The sequence below is a fragment of the Corynebacterium sp. HMSC036D03 genome (assembly GCF_001836185.1).
Classification (GTDB): domain Bacteria; phylum Actinomycetota; class Actinomycetes; order Mycobacteriales; family Mycobacteriaceae; genus Corynebacterium; species Corynebacterium simulans.
On record NZ_KV827749.1, the window covers coordinates 296,881 to 318,858 of the forward strand.

General features: G+C 59.0%; 22 protein-coding genes. 20 read left to right on the forward strand and 2 right to left on the reverse strand.

Features of this window, described 5'->3' with window-relative positions:
- Positions 1-146 precede the first annotated feature (146 nt).
- The 10 genes from HMPREF2692_RS11055 to HMPREF2692_RS11100 all read left to right on the forward strand — a co-directional run bounded on the left by HMPREF2692_RS11055 (position 147) and on the right by HMPREF2692_RS11100 (position 9,725).
- A complete protein-coding gene (locus HMPREF2692_RS11055; RefSeq protein ID WP_246815636.1) occupies positions 147-824 on the forward strand; it encodes a Type 1 glutamine amidotransferase-like domain-containing protein in 678 nt (225 codons plus the stop codon).
- Positions 825-1,120: 296 nt separating this feature from the next.
- Positions 1,121-1,699 (forward strand): copper resistance CopC family protein, encoded by a 579-nt coding sequence (locus tag HMPREF2692_RS11060; RefSeq protein ID WP_070456535.1) that lies wholly within the window; start codon positions 1,121-1,123, stop codon positions 1,697-1,699.
- Between the two features lie 83 nt (positions 1,700-1,782).
- Positions 1,783-2,442, forward strand: coding sequence for a copper chaperone PCu(A)C (locus HMPREF2692_RS11065; protein WP_070456537.1), 660 nt, complete (start codon positions 1,783-1,785; stop codon positions 2,440-2,442).
- A gap of 68 nt (positions 2,443-2,510) precedes the next feature.
- Complete coding sequence (locus HMPREF2692_RS11070; protein ID WP_070456539.1) at positions 2,511-3,797, forward strand: Dyp-type peroxidase; 1,287 nt, start codon at positions 2,511-2,513, stop codon at positions 3,795-3,797.
- Positions 3,798-3,890: 93 nt separating this feature from the next.
- Positions 3,891-5,954, forward strand: a complete 2,064-nt coding sequence (gene thrS, locus HMPREF2692_RS11075; RefSeq protein WP_070823613.1) for a threonine--tRNA ligase — start codon at positions 3,891-3,893, stop codon at positions 5,952-5,954.
- Complete coding sequence (locus HMPREF2692_RS11080; RefSeq protein WP_062040476.1) at positions 5,941-6,489, forward strand: HIT family protein; 549 nt, start codon at positions 5,941-5,943, stop codon at positions 6,487-6,489. Before thrS ends, HMPREF2692_RS11080 begins: the two co-directional genes overlap by 14 nt.
- Positions 6,482-7,108 (forward strand): phosphatidylinositol phosphate synthase, encoded by a 627-nt coding sequence (gene pgsA, locus HMPREF2692_RS11085; RefSeq protein WP_061922830.1) that lies wholly within the window; start codon positions 6,482-6,484, stop codon positions 7,106-7,108. The genes HMPREF2692_RS11080 and pgsA overlap by 8 nt, the downstream gene beginning before the upstream one ends.
- Positions 7,109-7,120: 12 nt before the next feature.
- Positions 7,121-8,065 carry a phosphatidylinositol mannoside acyltransferase gene (locus tag HMPREF2692_RS11090; RefSeq protein ID WP_070823615.1) on the forward strand — a complete coding sequence of 315 codons (945 nt, stop codon included), beginning with the start codon at positions 7,121-7,123 and terminating at the stop codon, positions 8,063-8,065.
- A gap of 14 nt (positions 8,066-8,079) precedes the next feature.
- Positions 8,080-9,207: a glycosyltransferase family 4 protein gene (locus tag HMPREF2692_RS11095; protein ID WP_070823617.1), complete on the forward strand. Its 1,128-nt coding sequence runs from the start codon at positions 8,080-8,082 to the stop codon at positions 9,205-9,207.
- Between the two features lie 53 nt (positions 9,208-9,260).
- The gene (locus HMPREF2692_RS11100) at positions 9,261-9,725 is read left to right on the forward strand and encodes a hypothetical protein (RefSeq protein ID WP_070823619.1); all 465 of its coding nucleotides are present in this window, start codon (positions 9,261-9,263) and stop codon (positions 9,723-9,725) included.
- Between the two features lie 6 nt (positions 9,726-9,731).
- Here HMPREF2692_RS11100 and HMPREF2692_RS11105 read toward each other — a convergent pair whose 3' ends face one another.
- Together HMPREF2692_RS11105 and HMPREF2692_RS11110 are read right to left on the reverse strand one after the other, a co-directional pair.
- Positions 9,732-11,012, reverse strand: a complete 1,281-nt coding sequence (locus HMPREF2692_RS11105; RefSeq protein ID WP_070823621.1) for a DUF2029 domain-containing protein — start codon at positions 11,010-11,012, stop codon at positions 9,732-9,734.
- A gap of 13 nt (positions 11,013-11,025) precedes the next feature.
- Positions 11,026-11,508 (reverse strand): DUF3817 domain-containing protein, encoded by a 483-nt coding sequence (locus HMPREF2692_RS11110; protein ID WP_062038794.1) that lies wholly within the window; start codon positions 11,506-11,508, stop codon positions 11,026-11,028.
- Positions 11,509-11,619: 111 nt separating this feature from the next.
- Here HMPREF2692_RS11110 and HMPREF2692_RS11115 point away from each other — a divergent pair, with 111 nt between their 5' ends.
- The 10 genes from HMPREF2692_RS11115 to HMPREF2692_RS11160 all read left to right on the forward strand — a co-directional run bounded on the left by HMPREF2692_RS11115 (position 11,620) and on the right by HMPREF2692_RS11160 (position 21,936).
- Positions 11,620-12,513, forward strand: coding sequence for an acyl-CoA thioesterase (locus HMPREF2692_RS11115; RefSeq protein ID WP_070498584.1), 894 nt, complete (start codon positions 11,620-11,622; stop codon positions 12,511-12,513).
- 108 nt (positions 12,514-12,621) lie between these two features.
- On the forward strand, positions 12,622-13,377 hold the full coding sequence (locus HMPREF2692_RS11120; RefSeq protein WP_061922812.1) for a YebC/PmpR family DNA-binding transcriptional regulator: 756 nt from the start codon (positions 12,622-12,624) through the stop codon (positions 13,375-13,377).
- Between the two features lie 190 nt (positions 13,378-13,567).
- The gene (gene ruvC, locus HMPREF2692_RS11125; protein ID WP_061922809.1) at positions 13,568-14,149 is read left to right on the forward strand and encodes a crossover junction endodeoxyribonuclease RuvC; all 582 of its coding nucleotides are present in this window, start codon (positions 13,568-13,570) and stop codon (positions 14,147-14,149) included.
- A gap of 101 nt (positions 14,150-14,250) precedes the next feature.
- Positions 14,251-14,865 (forward strand): Holliday junction branch migration protein RuvA, encoded by a 615-nt coding sequence (ruvA, locus tag HMPREF2692_RS11130; RefSeq protein WP_061922806.1) that lies wholly within the window; start codon positions 14,251-14,253, stop codon positions 14,863-14,865.
- A gap of 66 nt (positions 14,866-14,931) precedes the next feature.
- Positions 14,932-16,017, forward strand: a complete 1,086-nt coding sequence (ruvB, locus tag HMPREF2692_RS11135; RefSeq protein WP_061922803.1) for a Holliday junction branch migration DNA helicase RuvB — start codon at positions 14,932-14,934, stop codon at positions 16,015-16,017.
- A 60-nt stretch (positions 16,018-16,077) separates the two neighbouring features.
- Positions 16,078-16,434, forward strand: a complete 357-nt coding sequence (gene yajC, locus HMPREF2692_RS11140; RefSeq protein ID WP_070433166.1) for a preprotein translocase subunit YajC — start codon at positions 16,078-16,080, stop codon at positions 16,432-16,434.
- 233 nt (positions 16,435-16,667) lie between these two features.
- A complete protein-coding gene (secD, locus tag HMPREF2692_RS11145) occupies positions 16,668-18,452 on the forward strand; it encodes a protein translocase subunit SecD (protein WP_201040720.1) in 1,785 nt (594 codons plus the stop codon).
- 2 nt (positions 18,453-18,454) lie between these two features.
- Positions 18,455-19,648, forward strand: coding sequence for a protein translocase subunit SecF (gene secF / locus HMPREF2692_RS11150; RefSeq protein WP_061922797.1), 1,194 nt, complete (start codon positions 18,455-18,457; stop codon positions 19,646-19,648).
- A 33-nt stretch (positions 19,649-19,681) separates the two neighbouring features.
- Positions 19,682-21,331, forward strand: coding sequence for an ABC transporter substrate-binding protein (locus tag HMPREF2692_RS11155; RefSeq protein WP_246823449.1), 1,650 nt, complete (start codon positions 19,682-19,684; stop codon positions 21,329-21,331).
- Positions 21,332-21,381: 50 nt separating this feature from the next.
- Entirely contained in the window at positions 21,382-21,936 is a 555-nt protein-coding gene (locus tag HMPREF2692_RS11160) for an adenine phosphoribosyltransferase (protein WP_061922793.1), read from the forward strand.
- The last annotated feature ends 42 nt before the right edge of the window (positions 21,937-21,978 follow it).

The following is a 21,978-nucleotide window of genomic DNA, read 5'->3' on the forward strand; positions in this document are numbered from 1 at the left end:
TGAGGGTCGCGAGTTCGAGTCTCGTCATCCGCTCAAATAAGAACGCTCCTGTTCGGGATTCCTGACAGGAGCGTTTTCGTCGTGCACTTTGAAAGTTTCAAGAGCACTTATGACTCTTTAGCCCCTTTGGCATTACCTTGATGCGGATGAGCTGTATTCCAGTGGCGAAGAATGCAGCTCCTGCAGAGCTTATTGCTGCGCCGCTTGGAGTGCTCATGCATACTGGCACCATGAAACTGTTTCTTGCGTCCTACCTTCATCCGCAGCTGCGCGAATTCTTACACGGCAAAATCTTGTACATCGATGACGCTGCTGTGGGGATGGAAGAAGTGCCGTTTGCACAGAAGGAGCGGGAAGAAGTGGCTTCTATTGCATCCGACTTTGTTTCACTGACCGTTGCGAATACCACGCTTGAAGAGTTTGAGACTCAAGTAAAGAAGGCGGATTGTGTCTACGTCGCAAGCGGTAATGCTTACCGCGTACTGTATGAGTTAAAGAAGTCTGGTGCCTTCGAACTGCTTTCTGAAGCGGTTCGCGGCGGTTTGCCATATGCTGGCAGCTCGGCGGGTGCGGTCCTTGCCGGGCCATCGGTCGAACCGATTTCCGTTATGGATGATCCAGGTGCTGTTCCCGAATTGCATGATCGTACGGCTCTATCACTTACTCCCTATGTTGTAGTTCCTCACGCACAGGGAACTACTGGCCCATACACAATTTCGGTTATTAGTGAAACGGTTAAAAAGTACGGAAAAGACTGGAACCTGGTGCTTTTGCGTGATGGGCAGGCGCTGCTGATTAATGATGATTGCGTTGAATTGATCTAGAAGGTCCTATCTCGTACAGGCAGCCATACCCACCGGGCGTGGCGTCGATTGGCGGGTGCGTCAATTTCCACCTGGAGGCGTTAACCATTTACCGAAAATAGTGTGCATTAACACATTTCCTATGACACTGGGAACTAAGTCGAATGGGGCAGCGACTACTAAGGCAACCGCTGCTCGTTCAGTTTGTTGGTATCCTGATTTGCTTTAAGCAAGGCTTAGGTTATTGGCCATTGTTTCGGGTGCGGTTATAGCATGTATTTACCCATTCGCAAGCCATGCAATTCGAGGAGAAAACTATGCACTTTCGTCGCTCCACCAGTCTGTTTGCGCTCGGTGCTGCCGCGTCCATGCTCGCCATGTCCGCGCCTGCAGCCTTGGCACACGACTCTGTGATCGGCGGCAATGTGGTCAGTGATTCTCCGCTGCAGGAGTTTCCGGAGGAGATCACTCTGGAGTTTTCCGCAGTACCTAGGGACGACTTCAACACCTTCGCCGTCACCGACACTAAGACGGGCGAGGTGCTTTTCGACGCCGAGCCCGAAATCAAACAGCGTGAGCTCACCATCGAGGTTCCGGACGATGTAAAGCCGGGACCTGGCGAGTACCAGGTGGGCTTCCAGATCACCTCCTCGGACGGGCATGCAACCCGTGGTTCCGTTCCGTTTAGCGTTGCCGGCTCTGCCGACGGCGCAGCGGGCGATGCCGCAGACGGCGATGACGCGAATGACGCTGCTGCTAAACAAGATGAAACCAACTCCGAGGGCCTGCCGCCCGCCGCACTGTGGGCGCTGGGCATCGTCGGTGTTCTGGCTATCGTCGCCGTGGTCATCATGGCCGGTGCAAAGATGCGCCGGGCAAATGACCTGGACTCTTAAAAACCACCCCTTTTAAGACGCAGGCAAGGCACAAATAAAACGAGTGCCTTCGCGCCTTAAAGCTTGGACAAGAAAGACATCTAATGATGAAGATGCGTAATATCGTTGTTTCTGCCGTTGCCGTCAGCGCACTCTGGCTGGCTGGCTGCTCCAACAGCGAGCAGGATTCCGGTGCCGAAAAGGAAGCTGCAACCAGCGCGGCTCCGGCAAGCGCAAGCGCCTCCGATAAGCAGGCAGGCGATGTCACCATCGAGGACGGCGTGGTTCGCGCCATGGCTGAGGATGCGGAGATGACTGCCATCTTCGGCACCATCCATAACGATTCCGACAAGGACATCACCGTCACTGGCTTTAGCTCCTCCATCGACGCCGAGATGAACCAGGTGCACGAGGTTGTTGACGGTGTAATGCAGGAAAAGAAGGGCGGCCTGAAGATTCCGGCCGGTGGCACCGCAGAACTCAAGCCAGGCGGCGAGCACTTCATGCTGATGGGTGTGAAGGAACCAGTCATGGCGGGCGAGACGGTCAAGGTCACCCTCTTGTTTGAGGACGGTTCCAAGGTCGAGGCCGGTGAGGTGCCGGTGCGCGAAATCGGCGCCGGCGATGAGAACTACGGCGACATGTCTGGCATGGATCATGGCTCTATGGACCACGGCGACATGTCGGGCATGGATCACGGTTCGATGGATCATGGCTCTATGGACCACGGTTCGATGGAGCACGGCGAGCACTCGCACCACTAAAGGCTAAAGCCGACGCGCGGGTGGATTACTCACGCGCCAGCATTGGAATGAGTAGTAGGGAAAAGAACATGGATGAGTCCTTAAAATCTGCATCTTCCTCCGCGCGTGAGACCACGGAGTTTTTGAGCCGACGCGGCCTGCTGGTTGGCGGCGCCGTCGCGGCCAGCGCGGTGGCGGTGGCCAGCTGCGCTTCACCTTCTCGCGACGATTCTGACTCTGGGTCTGGTGCGGCAGCTGCTGCTGGGCAGCCAGCGCAGGATGAAGCAGCCGAGATCATGGGCGATAATATCGTCGCATTCGATGGCGAGCACCAGGCCGGAATCGAGACCCCGCCGCAGGCACACGTGGCGCTCGTGGGCTTTGACTTAAAAGATTCCACCACCAAGCGAGGCGCCAAGGCACTGATGCGGTTGTGGACTGAGGACGCACGCCGACTGTGCACCGCAGAAAACCCCTTGGGCAGCCTGGAGCCGGAGCTAGCGCAAACCCCGGCTAGCCTTACCGTGACCTGCGGTTGGGGAGAAGGCTTCTTTGCCCGGACGGGCGTCGCCAAGCCGGAGTGGCTCCGGGATGTGCGCGCGTACAAGCGCGATAAGTTGCGCCCGGAATGGGGCCAAAGCGATGTGGTGCTGCAGATTTGCAGCGATGATCCGCTAACGGCGGCGCACGTGATGCGGCACATGACCCGTGCGGGTGCGAGCTACGTGGACACCAAGTGGGTACAGCAGGGCTTTGGTCATGCCAACGGCGCCGCGAAGAAGGGGGAGACCGCGCGCAATCTCTTCGGGCAAAAGGATGGCACTGTCAATCCGCACACTCCAGAGGAATTCCGGGAGCAGGTCTGGATCGATAAAGGAAAATTCGCCGGCGGCAGCGCCATGGTCGTGCGCCGAATCCACATGAATCTGGACGCGTGGGAAGAGCTTGACCGCGCTTCCAGGGAAAACTCCACTGGCCGCAAGCTGGACTCCGGTGCGCCGATGCACGGCACCGAGGAATTCGATGCCGTGGACCTCAACGCGCGCGATAAGTTCGGATTGAAGGCAATTGACCCGGCATCCCACGTGGCGCGCGCCCATCCGCCGAAGGACCATCCGGAGCAGAAGATTCTGCGCCGGCCGTTCAACTACAACCTCCCACCGAGCGCGGAAAACCCAGGTGAGCTGTCTAATGCAGGGCAGATTTTCATCTGTTATCAAAAGGATCCGAGTAAGCAATTTGAGCCCATTCAAGCCCGCCTTGATGAGCAAGATTTGCTCAATACGTGGATTACCCACATCGGCTCAGCCATGTACTTTGTACCGGCCGGTACCACCTCTAACTCCTACTGGGGCGAGTCGCTTCTTGAGGGTTAAGCGGGGTAGAATCTTTCGCTGTAACTCTACGATTAGCTTTGGTCGGCCAGGTATGTCGATCGAAGCGTGAGCGCATAAGGAGCGCAAGTCTAAATGGCGGAAATGATTCCAGCTGTACCGGTGAACTACGAGCCTTTTAAGGTGCCAGCAGGCACTGCCGTAGGCGCAGCAATGCGGGAGCTCGAGCTTCCAAACAAGGGCCCAGAGGCAGTCGTCGTCGTACGCGGCGCCGATGGAGCTCTCTACGATCTCTCGCATACGCCGACTGCCGACGCCGAATTCACCCCAGTTGCAGCAAGCGAGGAGGACGGCCGCGCTGTCATCCGTCACTCCACTGCACACGTGATGGCACAGGCAGTTCAGGCTGAGTTCCCGGGTACCAAGCTGGGTATCGGTCCGGCCATTGAAAACGGCTTCTACTTCGACTTCCAGACCGCCGAGCCTTTCACGCCGGAGGATCTGAAGAAGATCGAAAAGCGCATGAAGAAGATCATCAAGACTGGTCAGCGCTTTGAACGCCGCGTGTATTCCTCCAACGAGGAAGCAGAGGCGGCACTTACTGAAGAGCCATTCAAGCTGGAGCTCATCCAGGACAAGGGCAACGTTGACCCAGACTCCGATGAGGCAGCAGAGGTTGGAGCAGGCGATCTGACGCACTACGACAACATCAACCCGCGCACCGGCGAGGTGGAGTGGTTCGATCTCTGCCGTGGTCCGCACCTGCCAACCACCAAGTACATTCCGGCGTTTACCTTGACCCGTTCCTCGGCTGCTTATTGGCGCGGTGACCAGTCCAAGGCTGGTCTGCAGCGCATCTACGGCACCGCTTTCGAGTCCAAGGAGGCGCTTGAGGCCTACCAGCACATGATTGCGGAGGCAGAAAAGCGTGACCACCGCCGTCTGGGCCAGGAGCTTGACCTTTTCTCCTTCCCGGATGAGATTGGCTCCGGCTTCCCGGTCTTCCACCCGAACGGCGCCATCGTGCGTATGGAGATGGAAGAGCACTCCCGCCGCCGTCACATTGAGGATGGATACTCCTTCGTCTCCACCCCGCACCTGACCAAGGGTGACTTGTTCAAGAAGTCTGGCCACCTGGACTTCTACGCGGACGGCATGTTCCCGGCCATGGCTTTGGACGGCGAGTATGACGAGGACGGTAACTGCACCAAGCAGCCGCAGGATTACTACGCGAAGCCGATGAACTGCCCGATGCACAACCTCATCTTCGCTTCCCGTGGCCGTTCTTACCGCGAGCTGCCGCTGCGCCTGTTCGAGTTCGGTACTGTCTACCGCTACGAGAAGTCCGGCGTTATCCACGGCCTGACCCGCGCTCGCGGCTTTACCCAGGATGACTCCCACATCTACTGCGCCCCGGAGCAGCTGGAAGAAGAGCTGACCAAGGTTTTGGACTTCATCATTTCCTTGTTGAAGGACTACGGCCTGGATGACTTCTACCTCGAGCTTTCCACCAAGGATCCGAACAAGTATGTCGGTACTGACGAGATCTGGGAGCGTTCGACTTCCATCCTGCAGTCGGTGGCTGAAAAGTCCGGCCTGGACCTGGTTCCGGATCCTGCAGGTGCTGCCTTCTACGGGCCGAAGATCTCCGTGCAGGCGCGCGATGCCATCGGCCGTACCTGGCAGATGTCTACCGTGCAGCTGGACTTCAACCTGCCGGAGCGCTTCGAGCTCGAGTACACCGCGTCCGACGGTACCAAGCAGCGCCCGATCATGATTCACCGCGCGCTGTTCGGCTCCATCGAGCGCTTCTTCGGCGTGCTGCTGGAGCACTACGCCGGCGCATTCCCGGCATGGCTGGCTCCGCACCAGGTAGTTGGCATCCCGGTTGCAGACGAGTTTTCCCCGCACTTGGAGGAGATCGCTGCGAAGCTGCGCAAGCGCGGCATCCGTGCCGATGTAGATACCTCTGACGACCGCATGCAGAAGAAGATCCGCAATCACACCACCGGCAAGGTGCCTTTCATGCTGCTCGCCGGCGAGCGCGACGTCGACGCAAATGCTGTCTCTTTCCGCTTCTTGGACGGTTCGCAGGTCAACGGCGTGCCGGTGGATGAGGCTATCGAGCTCATCGCCGCATGGGTTGCTGAGCGCATCAACGAGCAGCCGAACGAAGAGTTGATCAGTGCACGACGCTAACGAGCAATTCGTCGATTCCGGGGCAGGGGAACCAGACCGCCTTGAGCGGCTGTGGGCTCCCTACCGGATGGCGTATATCTCGAAGCGTTCGAAGGACCCCTTCGTTGAGGCTCCCAAGGGCAGCGATGAGGATGGGCTAATCATTGCCCGCGGCGAGTATGTCTACGCTTTGCTGAACCTTTTTCCCTATAACTCGGGACATCTAATGGTGGTGCCTTATCGCAAGGAATCCCAGCTGGAGAACTTGACTCTAGAGGAATCCCACGAGCTTATGGCTTTTGCCCAAAAGGCGGTACGTGTTTTAAAGCGCGTGTCCAAGCCGGAAGCAATCAACGTGGGCTTCAACTTGGGCAAGGCGTCTGGCGGTTCCGTGGGAGATCACTTACATTTGCATGTGGTTCCCCGGTGGGCCGGTGACAGCAACTTTATGACTGTCTTGGAGGGCACTAAAGTGTTGCCTCAGTTATTACAAGAGACTCGCGCCCTTTTGGCCCAAGGCTGGCGGGAGATCGATGAGGAGGATTCGCATGCTTAGCGTTCACGGGCGAAAGCCAGCGGCAGTCGTCGTGGAACCCGTGGCAAAGCTGTTTCTGAAGATGGGGCTGACCCCCAACGTGGTCACCATCGTCGGCACTCTTGTCACCATTGCTATCGCAGTCGTCTGCATTCCTCTCGATCACCTGTTCGCGGCAGCAGTGCTCTCTGGTCTCTTTGCAGCCTTTGACATGCTCGACGGCACGATGGCCCGCATGACCACGGGCGGGTCCAAGTTCGGCGCGACTCTCGATGCCTCCTGTGATCGCATCACCGACGGCGCCCTGTTTTCTGCCATCTTGTACTGGCTGGTCTACGTCGATAACGCTCGCCCCATCCACGTGGTGGCCTGCCTCATCGTGCTGGTTTCTTCGCAGGTCATTTCCTATATCAAGGCCCGTGGCGAGGCTTCTGGCTTCAAGATGGTTGGCGGCCTGATCGAGCGCCCAGAGCGCCTCATCATCGGCCTGGCCGGTATTGGCTTGGAGGGCTTGGGCGTTCCCGACGCCATCGAGATCGCCCTGTGGATCCTTGTATTCGGTTCCATCTTTACCGTCATTCAGCGCATGGTCCAGGCTGCCCGCCAGGACACGAAGGCCCGTTTCACCCCAGACCTTTAAGGATTAATGCCTATGGCCCTTCTTCCTGGATTAGACCGTGAGCAGCTGTCTGCCGCCGGCTACTTAGCCGGGTGGCGGCTGGTGCGTTTGTTGCCGGAGAAGTGGGCCAAGCGTCTTTTTGACTGGGGCGCAGACCGCGCCAGCGATGATGGCCGCGGCATGGAGCAACTGCGCCGAAACTTAGCGCGCGTGGTGGGCCCAGAAAACGTCACGCGCGAGTTGGTGCGCAATTCCATGCGTTCCTATATGCGCTACTGGCGGGAGGCATTCTGCCTGCCGTCGATCCATCAGGACCCGGATCTGCACGCCAAGCTGCTTTCCGGTTTGCAGGGCTTAGAGAACTTCGACGAGTCCATGGCCCGCGGCAAAGGCGTCATCTTGGCGCTTCCGCACACTGGCAACTGGGACATGGCCGGGGTGTTTCTGGTGGGCCACTATGGCCAATTCACAACGGTTGCAGAAAGGCTTAAGCCGGAGGTGCTTTTCGACGCCTTCGTGGACTTCCGCGAGTCCCTAGGCTTTGAGGTCATCGCCCTGACAGGAGAGAAGACCTCACCGTTTGGCCGGCTCAAGGAAGTCTTGGAAGCAGGTGGCGTGGTCTGCTTGGTGGCCGAGCGCGACCTCACTCGCACTGGCGTCACGGTCGACTTCATGGGCGAGGAAGCCAACATGGCTGCCGGCCCGGCCCGCTTGGCCATGGAAACCGGGGCGGCATTGCACGTGGTCCACTCCTGGTTCGAGGATGAAGGCTGGGGCCTTTCCGTCAGTCCGCAGGTGGAAGTCACCAATGTGCAGGAGACTACCCAACGCCTGGCCGATGGCTTCGCCGCGAACATCAAGGCTCACCCGGCGGACTGGCATATGCTGCAGCCGCAGTGGAACGCAGACGTTAAACGCCGCGCGGCCAAGGACAAGCGTACGTCCCAAGAAAAGCTCGAAGATAACGGTAAAAAGTAGGGAAGTAGGCAGTAGTGCGTATCGGAATCGTATGCCCGTATTCCTTTGATGAGCCAGGCGGCGTGCAGGCCCACATCTTGGATTTGGCCACCGTCTTTATCGAGCAAGGCCATCACGTGGAGGTCCTTGGCCCAGCAGCGCCGGAGACACAGCTGCCGAGCTTTGTTATGAAAGGCGGGCGCGCCATTCCGATTACCTACAACGGCTCCGTGGCCCGCTTGTCCGTAGGCCCGCAGGTAAAGCGCAACGCCAAGAAGTTTATCGAACGCGGCAACTTCGACGTGCTGCACATCCATGAGCCGAACTCGCCGAGCTACTCCATGGTTGCGTTGGCACAAGCCAAAGGTCCCATCGTGGCGACCTATCACGCCTCGGCTTCTAGCTCGCTCGTGTTGAAGCTGGCCAAGCCTTTCCTCACACCAATTCTGGAGAAGGTGCGCGGCGGCATTGCCGTCTCAGAGATGGCCCGCCGCTGGCAGGTGGAACAACTCGGCGGCGACCCAGTACTTATTCCGAATGGCGTGGATACCTCCGTGTATGCGGCTGCCCGCAAGCGCGTCGCTGCGCAACCAGACCAAGAAGGGCAGCCAGGGCAATCCGGGCAGAAGGTGCCCGAGATTGTGTTCTTGGGGCGTCTCGACGAGCCACGCAAGGGCCTGGATATTTTGCTGGAGGCCCTCACGATGGTGGACACGGACGTCAAGGTCACCGTCATGGGCGGCGGCCGCCCGCGTGAGGTTGAGGGAGTGGATTTCGTTGGCCGCGTGAGTGATGTGGAAAAGGCGGAGATCCTCGGCCGCGCTGATATCTATGTCGCTCCTAACACCGGCGGCGAAAGCTTCGGCATCGTCCTGGTAGAGGCGATGGCTGCAGGTTGCGCGGTGGTAGCTTCCGATCTTGAAGCCTTTGCCGCCGTTTGCGATGCCAATTCTGAGACCCCAGCCGGTGCGTTGTTCCGCAACGAGGATGCCCGCGACCTCGCGCGGGTGCTCAGCCTTGTCCTGCAAGACAAAGATAAGCGCAATGCTTTAATTGAAGCCGGTACCGAGCGCGCTCGCAACTACGATTGGGACCACGTGGCCGCTGCCGTGATGCAGGTTTATGAGACTGTGCAGGACGGAACTAAGGTCCGCACCAAGTAGAAGCGGGCGTTGCCGCCCTTTACCCACATCAGATTTAAGAGCAGGAAAAGACTATGGCAGTAGAACTGGTTATCGCGACCGTCGCGCTCGTGCTCATCTTGATGTGGGCCTATTTCACCGCGCAGCGGTTGAACTCCCTGCACATCCGCACGGATGCGGCTTTGGCGCAGTTGGAGGCCACCCTTGATCGCCGCGCCGCCGTCGTGGCAGCACTAGCGCCGGAGCTGGAGGAGGTTGCCTCCCGCGCGGAGTCGAGCGAGCTTACCCAGGGCCATTTTGAGACGCGTTCGGCCCACGAGCGGGAGCTGTCTATCGCGGTCAACGAGCGCTTTGCCGAGCGTCCCGCATTGCTTGCCGACGCCGAGGGGCGCATCCACCTTGCTCATCGCTTCTACAACGAAGCCGTCAGCGATACCCGCTCGCTACGCCTACGCCCCCTTGTGCGCATGTTCCGCCTGGGCGGCACGGCACCGCTGCCGGAGTTCTTCGAGCTCAGCCAGCTGCGGATCACTGAGTAGTTCCTGCTACTGGGTTGTTTGCTTGGCTGCTTGCTTGGTAGAGCTAGTGTTTTCGCGCTTGAGCTCCAAGCGCAGCCAAGACAAAGCAAGGCCTGTCATCACGAGGATGAGCACGTTGCGCGCCAGCAACAAGAAGGCAGGGAAGAGGCCGTCGCGGCCCGCGTAAAGCACCGCGTCATAGTTGAACGGGTAGACCAGTGTGCCCAGTGCAGCCGCAGCAAGCGTGCACAGTGCGAGGTTGCGCAGCACTTTGCCTACTTTTTCGTCGATAAGTTGATGTGCAACCGATGAGGCACGCGGCCAGGCATGCTTGAGCGCTATCGCCAAGATCGGGCCGAGCCAGATGATGTACTGGGTGGAAAAGACCTTGTTGCTGATAAAAAGCAGGCAGATCATCGTGATGAAAAAGGCCAGCGTGCTGCGCGCACCCCAGTTGCCGTTGCGGAAGCGCATGAGTGCGAAGCCGATAGCGAAAAACAGCATCGCCAAGGTCAAAACGTTGCTAAGAACTAACAGCGCGCTAACCCAAGGGCCGGTGATTTCAAAACTCTTGGAGGCAGCGTAGCCGATGGACCAAGTGTCCGGGAAAAGATGCGAGGCAAATACCGGAAGTGTTGCAGGTATCGATTCCACCTGCAGTCCCCGTACCCCTTGGTAGCGCAGCGGGGAAATGAGGCGCTCGACGTCATTGAAAGCGATGACGAGCATGCAGATGCCCACGATGGAAGCGACGAACGCGCTAAGGCGCTGCCAAGTCGCACGGGCATTGAAGCGGCCAACCAGGCCTGCGGCGAGCACGCCGGGCCACAGCTTCATCGTGGTGGCAAGGCCAAGCAACGCCGCCGCAAGCCGCGAGTTGCGGCCAAGAAGCATTCCTGCGGCAGCAACTGCCAGAGCCGGAAAAATATCGAGGCGCCAGACAAAGACCTGACCCACTGCGGTTCCAAAGATAACCCAAAACCATGCGGCGACGAAGGCCTGCGGCTTGCGGCGCCAGCCGTGAAGCAAGACCATGAGGAAAGCGGCGTCGACAAGCAGGCACAGCCCTGTAAAAATACCGGTAAAGCTGGTCTGATTCGGGCCGCTCAACCAGCCGACGAGAATTGAAGGCCACGTGCCAGGGTGCGGGTACTCGGTCATATCCGAGGAGTTTGTCCCAAAACGCTCGGAGAAGTAATAGGAAATATCTCCTAGCGGGACGTTGTTCCATTGCAGCAGTCCGATGAGGATAAGCCGGAAACAAATCCAGCCAGTCCAAACTGCTGGAACGGAACGAAAAATTTTCACCTAAGTAATGCTATTAGATGTTCGACTCGATAGTGGATTCGACATCGACGGGTGGCCCGAGCATCAGCAGAACGCCAAAGACCAGCGCAATGATTACGACGAACACGCTCAGAGTGCGCACTGGGAAGCGCACTACCTGGGCCAAAAGCTGCTCGGCAAGGCCGTGCGGCTGCTCAGAATCGCTAAAGCGCCAATGCGGCAGGAACTTATCGTGCTTGTCCGCCCATAGCGCAAACGGGAGTGCGGCAAAAGGTATGACCGAAACGATAAGCCCCAACATGCCCAGGCCAAAGGACCACTTGTTATTGATCCACACCATGACGCCCACGACGATGAAGCAGAGGAAACCAAAACCGTGGATACCGCCCGCGATAGGAGTTAGAGCCTCCGTCACGCCGGAGTACTTCAGGACCATAGAGAAAATAAGAAATGCCCACGTGAACATCTCCAGGTAGGCAACGACGCGGTGCAGGCGAGCAGGGCGTAAAAAAGACATGCGGCATATCCTACGCGCTAGCCCGGCGCACAGGTAAAGTTGACAGGGTTGCATGTGAAGAGCGCACGTTAAGGTTGCGCGTTGAGCAAAGAGGGGAGTCCCGCGTAGGTAATGGCTAAGGTGTGCGAGGTTATTGATCTAGCGCCGCTGAACGAAAAGGCTCAGGGTGATGTCTTTTCCGTGCCCATGGTTCCGTCCCAGATTGCGCGCACCTTTGGCGGGCAGGTGGTGGCCCAGGCGCTCGCTGCAGCCCAGCACACCGTTGAAGGAAAGCTCGTGCATTCCTTGCATGGCTACTTCGTGGGCCCAGGTGATGCCGCCGCGCCTGCGCGTGCCGAGGTAGAGCGCGTGCGGGACGGCCGTTCCTTTGCTACCCGTCAGGTGCGCATCTTTCAAGACGATCGCCTGATTTTCATGCTCAACGCGGGTTTCCACATCGCCGATGACTTTGGTCCTGAGCACCAGGACGCCATGCCGGAGGTTATGGGCCCGGAGGAGGCGGCCGCCGCCGGCGGTGGTGCTCCTTATTCCACCCGCATCATCCTGCGCGAGTGGGAAGACTGGGATATCCGTTTGGTCCCGCAGGAAAGCCGTGACCCTGAACTTGCCGAAGCCACAGGCGCTGGGTTCCGCTACGTGTGGTTCCGCAATACCTCGCAAGAATTTGCGGCGTCAGAAAGCAGCCAGGATGCCCACCGTGCGGCACTTGCCTATATGTCTGACATGACCTTAATCCGTGCTTCTCTGCTGCCACACCAAGGCGAGCAAGTACAGCTTGCCAGCCTGGATCACTCGATCTGGTTCCTGCGTCCAGTGCGTGTTAATGAGTGGTTGCTGTATGTGCAGGAATCACCATCCGCGCAGAATGCGACCGGTCTGGCCACCGGAAAGATCTTTAACCAAGGCGGGGATTTGGTTGCCGTGGTGGTCCAGGAAGGGCTTACCCGAACCGTGCGCGAGGGCATGCAGGTAGGCTCGCACAACGGCAATTGGCAAAACGTCTAGAAAAATATTCACTCAAACGCCGGAAAACGGTGGGGGCTGTTTTCAACTGCTCTACGCCCGTCCGTATAATTGCAGGCAGTTTCATAGAGCCACAATGAAAGGGATGAAATGTCCGGACACTCCAAATGGGCTACTACCAAGCACAAGAAGGCTGCTAACGATGCCAAGCGTGGCAAGGAATTTGCCAAGCTGATTAAGAACATCGAGGTCGCGGCCCGCACCGGTGGTGGCGATCCGGCTGCTAACCCGACTCTCGATGACATGATCAAGAAGGCCAAGAAGGCCTCCGTGCCGAACGATAACATCGAGCGCGCCCGTAAGCGCGGCTCCGGCGAAGAGGCCGGCGGTGCCGACTGGGAGACCATCATGTACGAGGGCTACGGCCCGAACGGTGTGGCAATGCTCATCGAGTGCCTTACCGATAACCGCAACCGTGCAGCCACCGATGTTCGCACCGCAATGTCCAAGAACGGCGGCAACCTCGGCGAGTCCGGTTCCGTTGCCTACATGTTCTCCCGCACCGGCATTGTTTTGGTCAACAAGGGCGAGCTGAGCGAGGATGACGTCCTGATGGCAGTTCTGGAAGCAGGCGCTGAAGAGGTCAACGACCTGGGCGAGAAGTTCGAGGTTGTCTGCCAGCCGGGCGATATCCCGGCAGTTAAGGAAGCCCTGGTTGAGGCTGGCATCGAGGTCGACGACAATGACACCGACTTCCGCGCATCCGTTGAGGTTCCGCTGGGTGCCGCTGACGCTCGCAAGATCTTCCGCCTCATCGACGCACTGGAAGAATCTGATGACGTGCAGAACGTCTACACCAACATGGATCTTTCTGAAGAGGTTCTGGCTGAGCTCGAGCAGGACTAGCATTTAGTCAGGCTCTGCTACTTCGCACCGCGCTTTATTCTCCGCCCTGCTTAGGCGATAAGGAGAAAAGGCGCGGTTGCTCGTTTTGGCCCCGCTCCATTTTTAGAACATGTGTGTGTATGATGTGGTTGGATCTTTTTCTTGAACTTCGCTCGGATTCCAAATTCAACTACCCACAGAAAGGCTTGCCGTGAACCTTGAAGGCTTGCGCGTCATGGGCATTGACCCAGGTCTTACCCGCTGTGGCCTTTCGGTGGTCCAGGCTGGGCGCGGCCGCGCGGTGATTCCCGTGGCAGTCGGTGTGGCACGTACGCCGAGCGATAAAGAGCTAACCGAGCGTCTGCTGCGTCTTTCGGTGGCAGTTAAAGAGTGGATGGATGATTACCGTCCCGATGTGGTCGCTATCGAGCGCGTCTTCGAACGCGGCGAGGTCTCCACCGTCATGCAGACCGCCCATGTGGTTGGCGTAGTGGTGCTTGCTGCTGCTGAGCGCAACATCCCAGTGCACATGTACACCCCGTCTGAGGTAAAGAAAGCCATCTCCGGCAATGGCCGCGCCGATAAGAAGCAGATGACGGTAATGATTACCCGTATCCTTGGCTTGAGTGAAGCACCCAAGCCTGCCGACGCCGCCGATGCCCTAGCGCTTGCCGTTTGTCACTGTTGGCGTGCACCCGCTTTGGCCCGCGTGGGGGAGAGCACCGGCTCTTGGCCTAAGACCAGCGGCGTGAAGGGCCGGGCCAATAAGCCGCGGACATCGTCTGGTACTTAGCCGCGGCGCTGGCCAGCATGACGCTATCTAGACTCGCACTGCTTTACTTACTGTTTCTTCGCTTTAGATTTCATCCCGTCAAATAAAGGAGCCCCACCCACATGATTGCCTCGCTACGCGGAACCGTGTTGACCATCGGCCTCGACCACGCTGTCATCGAATGCGCGGGCGTGGGGTATAAGTTTCTCGCCACCCCAGTAACTCTCGGAAGCCTGCGCCGCGGGGAGGAAGCCACCGTGCTTACCTCCATGGTGGTCAAGGAAGACTCCATGACTTTGTACGGTTTCGGCAACGATGAAGACCGCGAGATGTTCCACGTGCTGCAGTCCGTCTCCGGCTTGGGGCCAAAGCTGGCGGTAGCGGCGCTGTCCGTGATGGGAGCGGGGCAGTTGGCAGCGGCAATCTCTAGCGGTGATGCAAAGACATTGCAGTCTATTCCTGGAGTGGGCAAGCGCATGGCAGAACGCCTAGCGCTAGAGCTGAAGGACAAGGTCAGCGTCTTTGCCCCGCAAGCAGGGGCCGGCGAAGCTACAACGGGTACTTCCGCTGTGGCCAATGCACCGGTAGTCGAGCAGGTCGTGGAAGCGCTCGTTGGACTGGGCTTTAGCGATAAGGCGGCGCGGCCCGTCGTGGAATCTATTGTGGAGACAGATCCGGCAGCAGAGACTTCCACCGTCCTGCGCGGCGCACTGGCACAATTGGGACGCAAGAAGTAACTTTCGCAGTTCATATTCACTTTGAGCCTGAACCCCCGCCCGACTATCTAAATTAAGTGAGAATGCATGTCCGATGTAGAACGCACTGAGTTTCAGCTCCCTGAGGGGCTAGCTGACCCGAGCGTGCCGCAGCGCAACCTCGACGTTGACGCGAGCGAGCAGGTGGGTGAGCACGACATTGAGCGTTCCTTGCGTCCGAAGTCCATTGAGGAATTCATCGGCCAGCCCAAAGTGCGCGAACAGCTCTCACTGGTGTTGAAGGGTGCTAAGAACCGTGGGGTAACTCCAGACCACGTGTTGCTCTCGGGCCCGCCTGGCCTGGGTAAGACCACCATGGCGATGATCATTGCGCAGGAACTCGGCACGTCATTGCGCATGACCTCCGGCCCAGCGCTAGAGCGTGCCGGTGACCTGGCTGCCATGCTGTCTAATCTGATGGAGGGTGACGTCCTATTCATCGATGAGATCCACCGCATCGCACGTCCGGCAGAAGAAATGCTGTACATGGCGATGGAGGATTTCCGCATCGATGTCATTGTGGGCAAGGGCCCTGGTGCTACTTCCATCCCGTTAGAGATTCCGCCTTTTACCTTGGTGGGCGCTACCACCCGCGCCGGCATGCTAACCGGCCCGTTGCGTGACCGCTTTGGTTTCACTGCGCAGATGGAGTACTACGACACTGCTGATCTGACACGAGTAATCACCCGTGCGGCAAAGATTTTGGACGTTTCCATCGATGAAGATGCTGCCGTAGAGATCGGTTCTCGCTCGCGCGGTACGCCGCGTATTGCGAATCGCCTGCTGCGCCGCGTGCGTGACTTTGCCGAGGTCAACGGTGACGGCCACATTGACCTCGCCGCAGCGCAGGGCGCGCTGGCCGTCTTCGACGTCGATGAAAAAGGTCTGGACCGCCTCGACCGCGCGGTGCTGGAAGCACTCATCAAGGGCCACGGCGGCGGCCCGGTTGGTGTCAACACCCTCGCAGTAGCGGTGGGTGAGGAGCCTTCCACGGTGGAGGAAGTCTGCGAGCCGTACCTCGTGCGCGCCGGCATGGTTGCCCGCACTGGCCGGGGCCGCGTGGCTACCGCAGCCGCCTGGCGCCATATTGGATTGGAACCGCCCGAGGGTACGTTGGGCGAGACGCTGTTTTAGAAGCCGCGTCGCGGCGTTTTGGCAGCCGCTAGATGTGGGTTTCTGGCACACTGTCCTGTTATGGAATACGCATTTCTACTCGTTATCGCCCTCCTTATTATCCTGCCTAGCTTCATGACTATGCGGAAGCAGAAGGAGCACCAGAACAAGCTGCGCAACCTCCAGGAGAACCTGGCCCCGGGGCAGGAAGTTATTACTGCGGGCGGCATGCACGGCACCGTGGTTGCCACCACCGAAGGCGATGTGCAGCTACAGATTGCCCAAGGCGTTGTCGCAACCTTCGACAAGATGGCCATCGTGCGCACCGTTGAAGCCGAGCAGCCTGGCGAGGCCCGCGACGTCGACAATGCACGCGTTGCGGATGGGACCGCTGAGCCTGTTGAGTCAGTTGAGTCTGCTGAGGATTCGCAGCGTTAGCTGCTGGTGTAGCACTGGTCACACTCAGTGCTACAGCTGAGATCCCGTTGAGTTAATGGCCCGTCCATGACGTATCATGAGGGATCGTGCTCGTGCGCCAGTAAAACATTGGCCGCACGAATTATTCACTTTTAATTTGTTAAACCCTGTTTCTAGTTGCACAGGAGAACTTCTTGTCCGCAAAAAATCGTGGCGCATTGCGCAACAAAAACAGGCAATGGCCCAAGCGCGCCATGGCCTTGTTTGCGCTAATCGTCGTTGCTATTTACGCCCTTATTTTCCTAACCGGCCCGCGCGAGGCTTCGACGAAGCTCGGCATCGACTTGCAGGGCGGTACCCGCGTGACCCTCGTGCCGCAGGGAGAGGAACCGACGCCGGATCAGCTCAAGCAGGCACGCGACATCCTTGAACAGCGCGTCAACGGTATGGGCGTTTCTGGCTCCGAGGTGGTTATTAACGGATCCACCCTCGTTATCACCGTCCCTGGCGAGGACGCCTCCCAGGCACAGGCAGTGGGCCAGACCTCCCAGCTTCTGTTCCGCCCTGTTGCGCAGCAGACGATGCCGGATATGTCCAAGCTGGAAGACACCTTGCAGGATATGGCTAACCGCTGGGTGGAATACCGCGTTATCACCCCTGAGCAGGCCAATGAATCCCTGAAGAAGGTCAACGATGCAATCCAGCAGGGCGCAGAGCAGGCTGGTAACAAGGATGCTAAGAAATCCGAGGCACCGAAGGTCACCGCTAAGCCAAAGGAAGAGCCTTCCAACTCGCTTGAAAAGGCAGACTTCCGCGATGAGATGACTAAGATGCTGCTCAAGGACCGCCAGTCTGAAGACGCCACGACTATCTCCGCGGCTTCCGCACTGATGCGTTGCGACGCCGATACCGATCCGCTCGCCGGCACCGACGATCCAGCCAAGCAGTTCGTGGCTTGTGACTTTGCTGATAAGACGCCGTACATTCTGGCGCCGTCCCCGCTTCTCGAGGGCATTAAGGATCCAAACGGCACTCGCCTGACCGGTAACGAGATCGACACCAACAAGCCGATCGACGGTGGCCTGAACTCACAGACCGGCCAGATGGAAATCAGCTTCGCGTTCAAGGACGGCGATGGCCCGAACGGCTCCGAGACATGGTCCAAGCTGACCCAGGAGAACCTGCAGAAGCAGGTTGCCATCACCCTTGACTCCGCGGTTATCTCCGCACCTGTCATCCAGGGAGCAACCCCGGTTGGTTCTGCTACCTCCATCACCGGTGACTTCTCCCAGGAAGAAGCAAGTAGCCTGGCTAATAACCTGAAGTACGGCGCACTGCCGCTTTCCTTTACCGGTTCCAACGGCGAGCCTGGCGGCACCGTCGAGACTGTTCCGCCATCACTGGGCAAGGCAGCTTTGAAGGCGGGCCTTATCGCCGGCATCGTCGGCTTCCTCCTCGTGGCTGCATACTCCCTGTACTACTTCCGCGCACTTGCTGGCGTTTCCCTTATCACCCTGGTTGCCTCCGGCATCCTGACCTACGGCGCCCTGGTTCTGCTGGGCCGCTGGATTGGTTACTCCCTGGATCTTTCCGGCATCGCTGGTCTGGTCATCGGTGTGGGTGCCACGGCTGACTCCTTCGTGGTCTACTACGAACGCATCAAGGATGAGCTGCTCGAGGGCCGCTCCTTCCGTTCCGCCGCCACCAAGGCCTGGGAGCGCTCGCGTGCCACCATCGTCACAGGTAACGCCGTGACGCTCATCGGCGCCGTCATCGTCTACTTCCTCTCCATCGGTGAGGTTAAGGGCTTCGCCTTCACCATGGGCCTTACCACTGCCTTCGACTTGGTTGTTTCCTTCCTTGTCATGGCGCCGCTCATGCAGCTCATCGGCGGCAAGCCTGCGGCTGCGAAGCCCGCAATGAATGGTCTCGGCGGCATCTACGCGCTCGTCGAGGAGCGCCGCGCCCGCGGCTACTACGCAAAGACCCCGGCGGCAGGAAAATCCGATGCGTCCCGCCTGTCCGAGGAGGAGAAGTAAGCATGACCTCTAGCGTTAAGTCCCACAAAATTTCCAAGCTGGACCGCCTCTACGAGGACGAGGGCGGATTCGATTTCATTGGCCGTTCCAAGACCTGGTACGCCATCACCGCAGCCCTCGTGGTTGCTGCCATCCTGGCGATTGCCATCCGCGGCTTTAGCCTTTCCCTCGACTTCGAGGGCGGTACCAAGCTCAACATGCCTGCAGGCGACCTCGTGGCCGAGCAGGTAGGAGACACCTTCGAGGAAGCAACCGGCATCGAGCCGGAGATGGTGCAGATCGTCGGTGCTGGCGATTCCCGCACCTTGGAGATCACCACCGAGCGCCTATCCCAGGAGCAGGTCGACACCGCTCGCCAGGCCATCTTTGAAAAGTACGAGCCGAAGGATGAGTCCGGCGAGGCCACTCCGGATGCGATTGGCTCCTCCACGGTCTCTGAGTCCTGGGGTTCTTCCATCACCGAGCGCATGTTGCTGGCCATGCTCGTATTCTTGGTCGCCGCCACCATCTACGTGGCAGTGCGCTTGCAGCGCGACATGGCTTTCGCCGCCATTTTGGCGCTGATTCTCGACGGCGTGATCATCGCCGGCATTTACGCCTTGTTCGGCTTGGAGGTTTCCCCGGCCGTCATTATTGGTCTGCTGACCGTTCTGACCTTCTCCATCTATGACTCTGTCATCGTCTTCGACAAGGTCAACGAGAACACCGAAGGCTTCGAGGGGCAGCGCAAGCGCACCTACGGCGAGCTGGCCAACTTGGCTACGAACCAGACCGTCATGCGTTCGATTTCCACCTCGATCATCTCCGTGCTGCCAATCATCGCGCTGTTTGTTATCGCGGTCTGGCTCATGGGCATCGGCACTCTGCGCGATCTCGCGCTTATCCAGCTGATCGGCGTTATCGAGGGCATTTTCTCCTCGCTCTTCCTTGCTACTCCATTGCTGGTTACCTTGGCTAACCGCCGCAAGGCAGTAAAGAAGCACAATGCTGCCGTCAAGGCCTTCCGCGCCGAGCACGGCGAGGATGCCACCGAAGAAGACACAACAGAGGCAGCCAAGGGTTCGCGAACCGTGGCTTCGCCGCAGCGTGCGGCAACAGGCGAGAAGGCGGCGTCGCCAAGCACTGGCGAGAATGGCACCCCGCGTAACCTGGATACGCCGGGCAGCGCTGGCGCAAGCTGGCGCCCGGGCCGTTAAGTACAACGGGGCGAAAAAGGAGCGAGTACTACCGTGGTAAACACACCACAGAACGAGCGTCATTGGAGCAAGCGAGCTGCGATGGCGCTCCTCGCCGTTGTCGGGCTAAGCGCAACGGCGTGTTCGAATGGACCGGGCGAGGATTCCGCGGAGGATGCAAAGAACGCCGGACCCAAATCCACCGATTACTTCGGCTACATGGTCAATACCCGCCTGGCCACCACCAATGCGGGAACGTCCTTTGGCAACGCTACGAATGCGGCCCAGCTGTCGAGCCGCCTATACCCAGGCATCTACATGCCGGGCCCATCGGGGCAGATGATTCCAAACTCGGACTTGGTGCAGACCGAGGAGATACCGGCCAGCCCGGAGAACCCATATAAGCAGGTCAATTTCACCTTGTCGGAGCAGGCAACCTTCTCCGACGGCATTCCTGTGACCTGCGATGACTACCTGCTGGCATATACCGCTGGCGTCATGCCGGCCGAGTTTGGTTCGCACATGCCGCTTACTAGCGAGATCGCGCAATTTGATTGCGCACCCAACGCGAAGAAGTTCACCATCACCTTCAACAAGGACCAAGGCGATAGGTGGCGTTACCTCTTTGGCCCGGGCACCGTTATGCCGGCGCATGCCGTGGCTAAGAAGGCCGGGATGAACCTAGAAGAGCTCAACGCGGCGCTGTCCACGCAGGATCCTGCGTCCTTGCAACAGGTCGCCGAGACCTGGCGCTACGGTTTCTCCACGACAGCCGAGGACTTTGATCCCGCGCTGCAGGTTTCCTTTGGCCCCTTCGTCGTGGATAAGGTCGGGGAGTCCGGCGAGGTCATCCTGCGCGCCAACGAGGAATACTTTGGTGATCAGCCCGCTACTGACAAGGTTGTGGTGTGGCCAAATACCGCAGATGCCAAGGCGCTGCGGGAGTCTGGTAACCTGCGCGTTGTCGACGCAGGCTCCGCTAAGCCGAAGTGGCTGCCGGCCGCCGACGAGGAAAGCCCCTATGAGGTTGAGCCCACCGTCGGCGGGTTGACCGATACGTTGACGCTGTCGCAGGCTGGCGTCTTTCAGGAGCCGTGGGCGCGTCAAGCCTTCGCGGCCTGCATCGACCAGTCCCGCCTGGCCAAGGTCAGCTCGGACATCTCCGGCGTGGACGTGCCGCCGGTCTACACGCGCACCCTGCGTCACTCCGACCCGGTAGGCACACACCTTAGCGATATCGCGGATGCGCACAAGAAGATGGACATGACCAAGGCCTCGGAACTTTCGGGCAATACCATCAAGATTGGCTACTTAGGCCCCGATGAGCGCTATGCCGCGATGGTGGAGGAAATTAAGGCCATGTGCGAGCCGGCCGGCATCACCATCGAGGACCAGTCCGCCGAGTACATGTCCCAGCATTACCTCGAGATGGATCCGGTTACATGGACGCCTACCATCGACGTCTTCTTGGGTCCTGTCGATCCAATGAGCGAGTACACCACGCCCGATGCCGATATCTCGAATCTGAAGGAGATTCGAGGCGCGGAGGAAAAGCTCTGGGAGGATGTGCCTTCCATTCCGGTGGCAGCGCAGCCGCGCGTGTTCATCGTGGATCGCAACGTCAAGGGAGTAGTGCCTTACACTGGCAGCGCGGGCATTGGCTGGAACATGGACCGCTGGGCCGTGAGCGCTTCCGCGAGCTAGTGCGCAGACCTTTCCACTTGACACTGATTTTTGATGAGGATTTTTAGACCGTGAGTGAAGTTTATTCAGATGCTGCACGTGCACTGGCGGAAAAAGTCCGCCTAGTGAAGGACTTCCCGGAGGAGGGCATCCTCTTTGAGGATCTCACGCCCGTGCTAGCCGACGCCGATGCTTTCCAAGCCGTCGTCGATGGCCTTGCGCAGGCTTGTAAGGACCTCGGCGCCGACATGATCGGCGGCCTGGATGCCCGCGGATTCCTGCTGGGGTCAGCCGTGGCCTATAAGCTGGGCCTGGGAATTCTGGCCATCCGCAAGAAGGGCAAGCTCCCGCCACCAGTACTGACCCAGGAATACACCCTAGAGTACGGCTCCGCGGCGCTGGAGATTCCGGCCGATGGCGTGGACATCAAGGGCAAGCGTGTCGTGCTTGTCGACGACGTGCTGGCAACCGGTGGCACCCTCTACGGCGCGAAGTTGCTTTTGGAGTCCGCGGGTGCGGAAGTTGCCGGAAACGTCGTGGTGCTAGAGGTCAATGGCCTAGCCGGCCGCGAGCGATTGGCAGATGTTCCGCTGGTAGTGCTCAATCAGGCGGGCGCGACCGACTAGAATGATGTGGCTAAGGCCGTACTAGGCCAAACACATCACCCC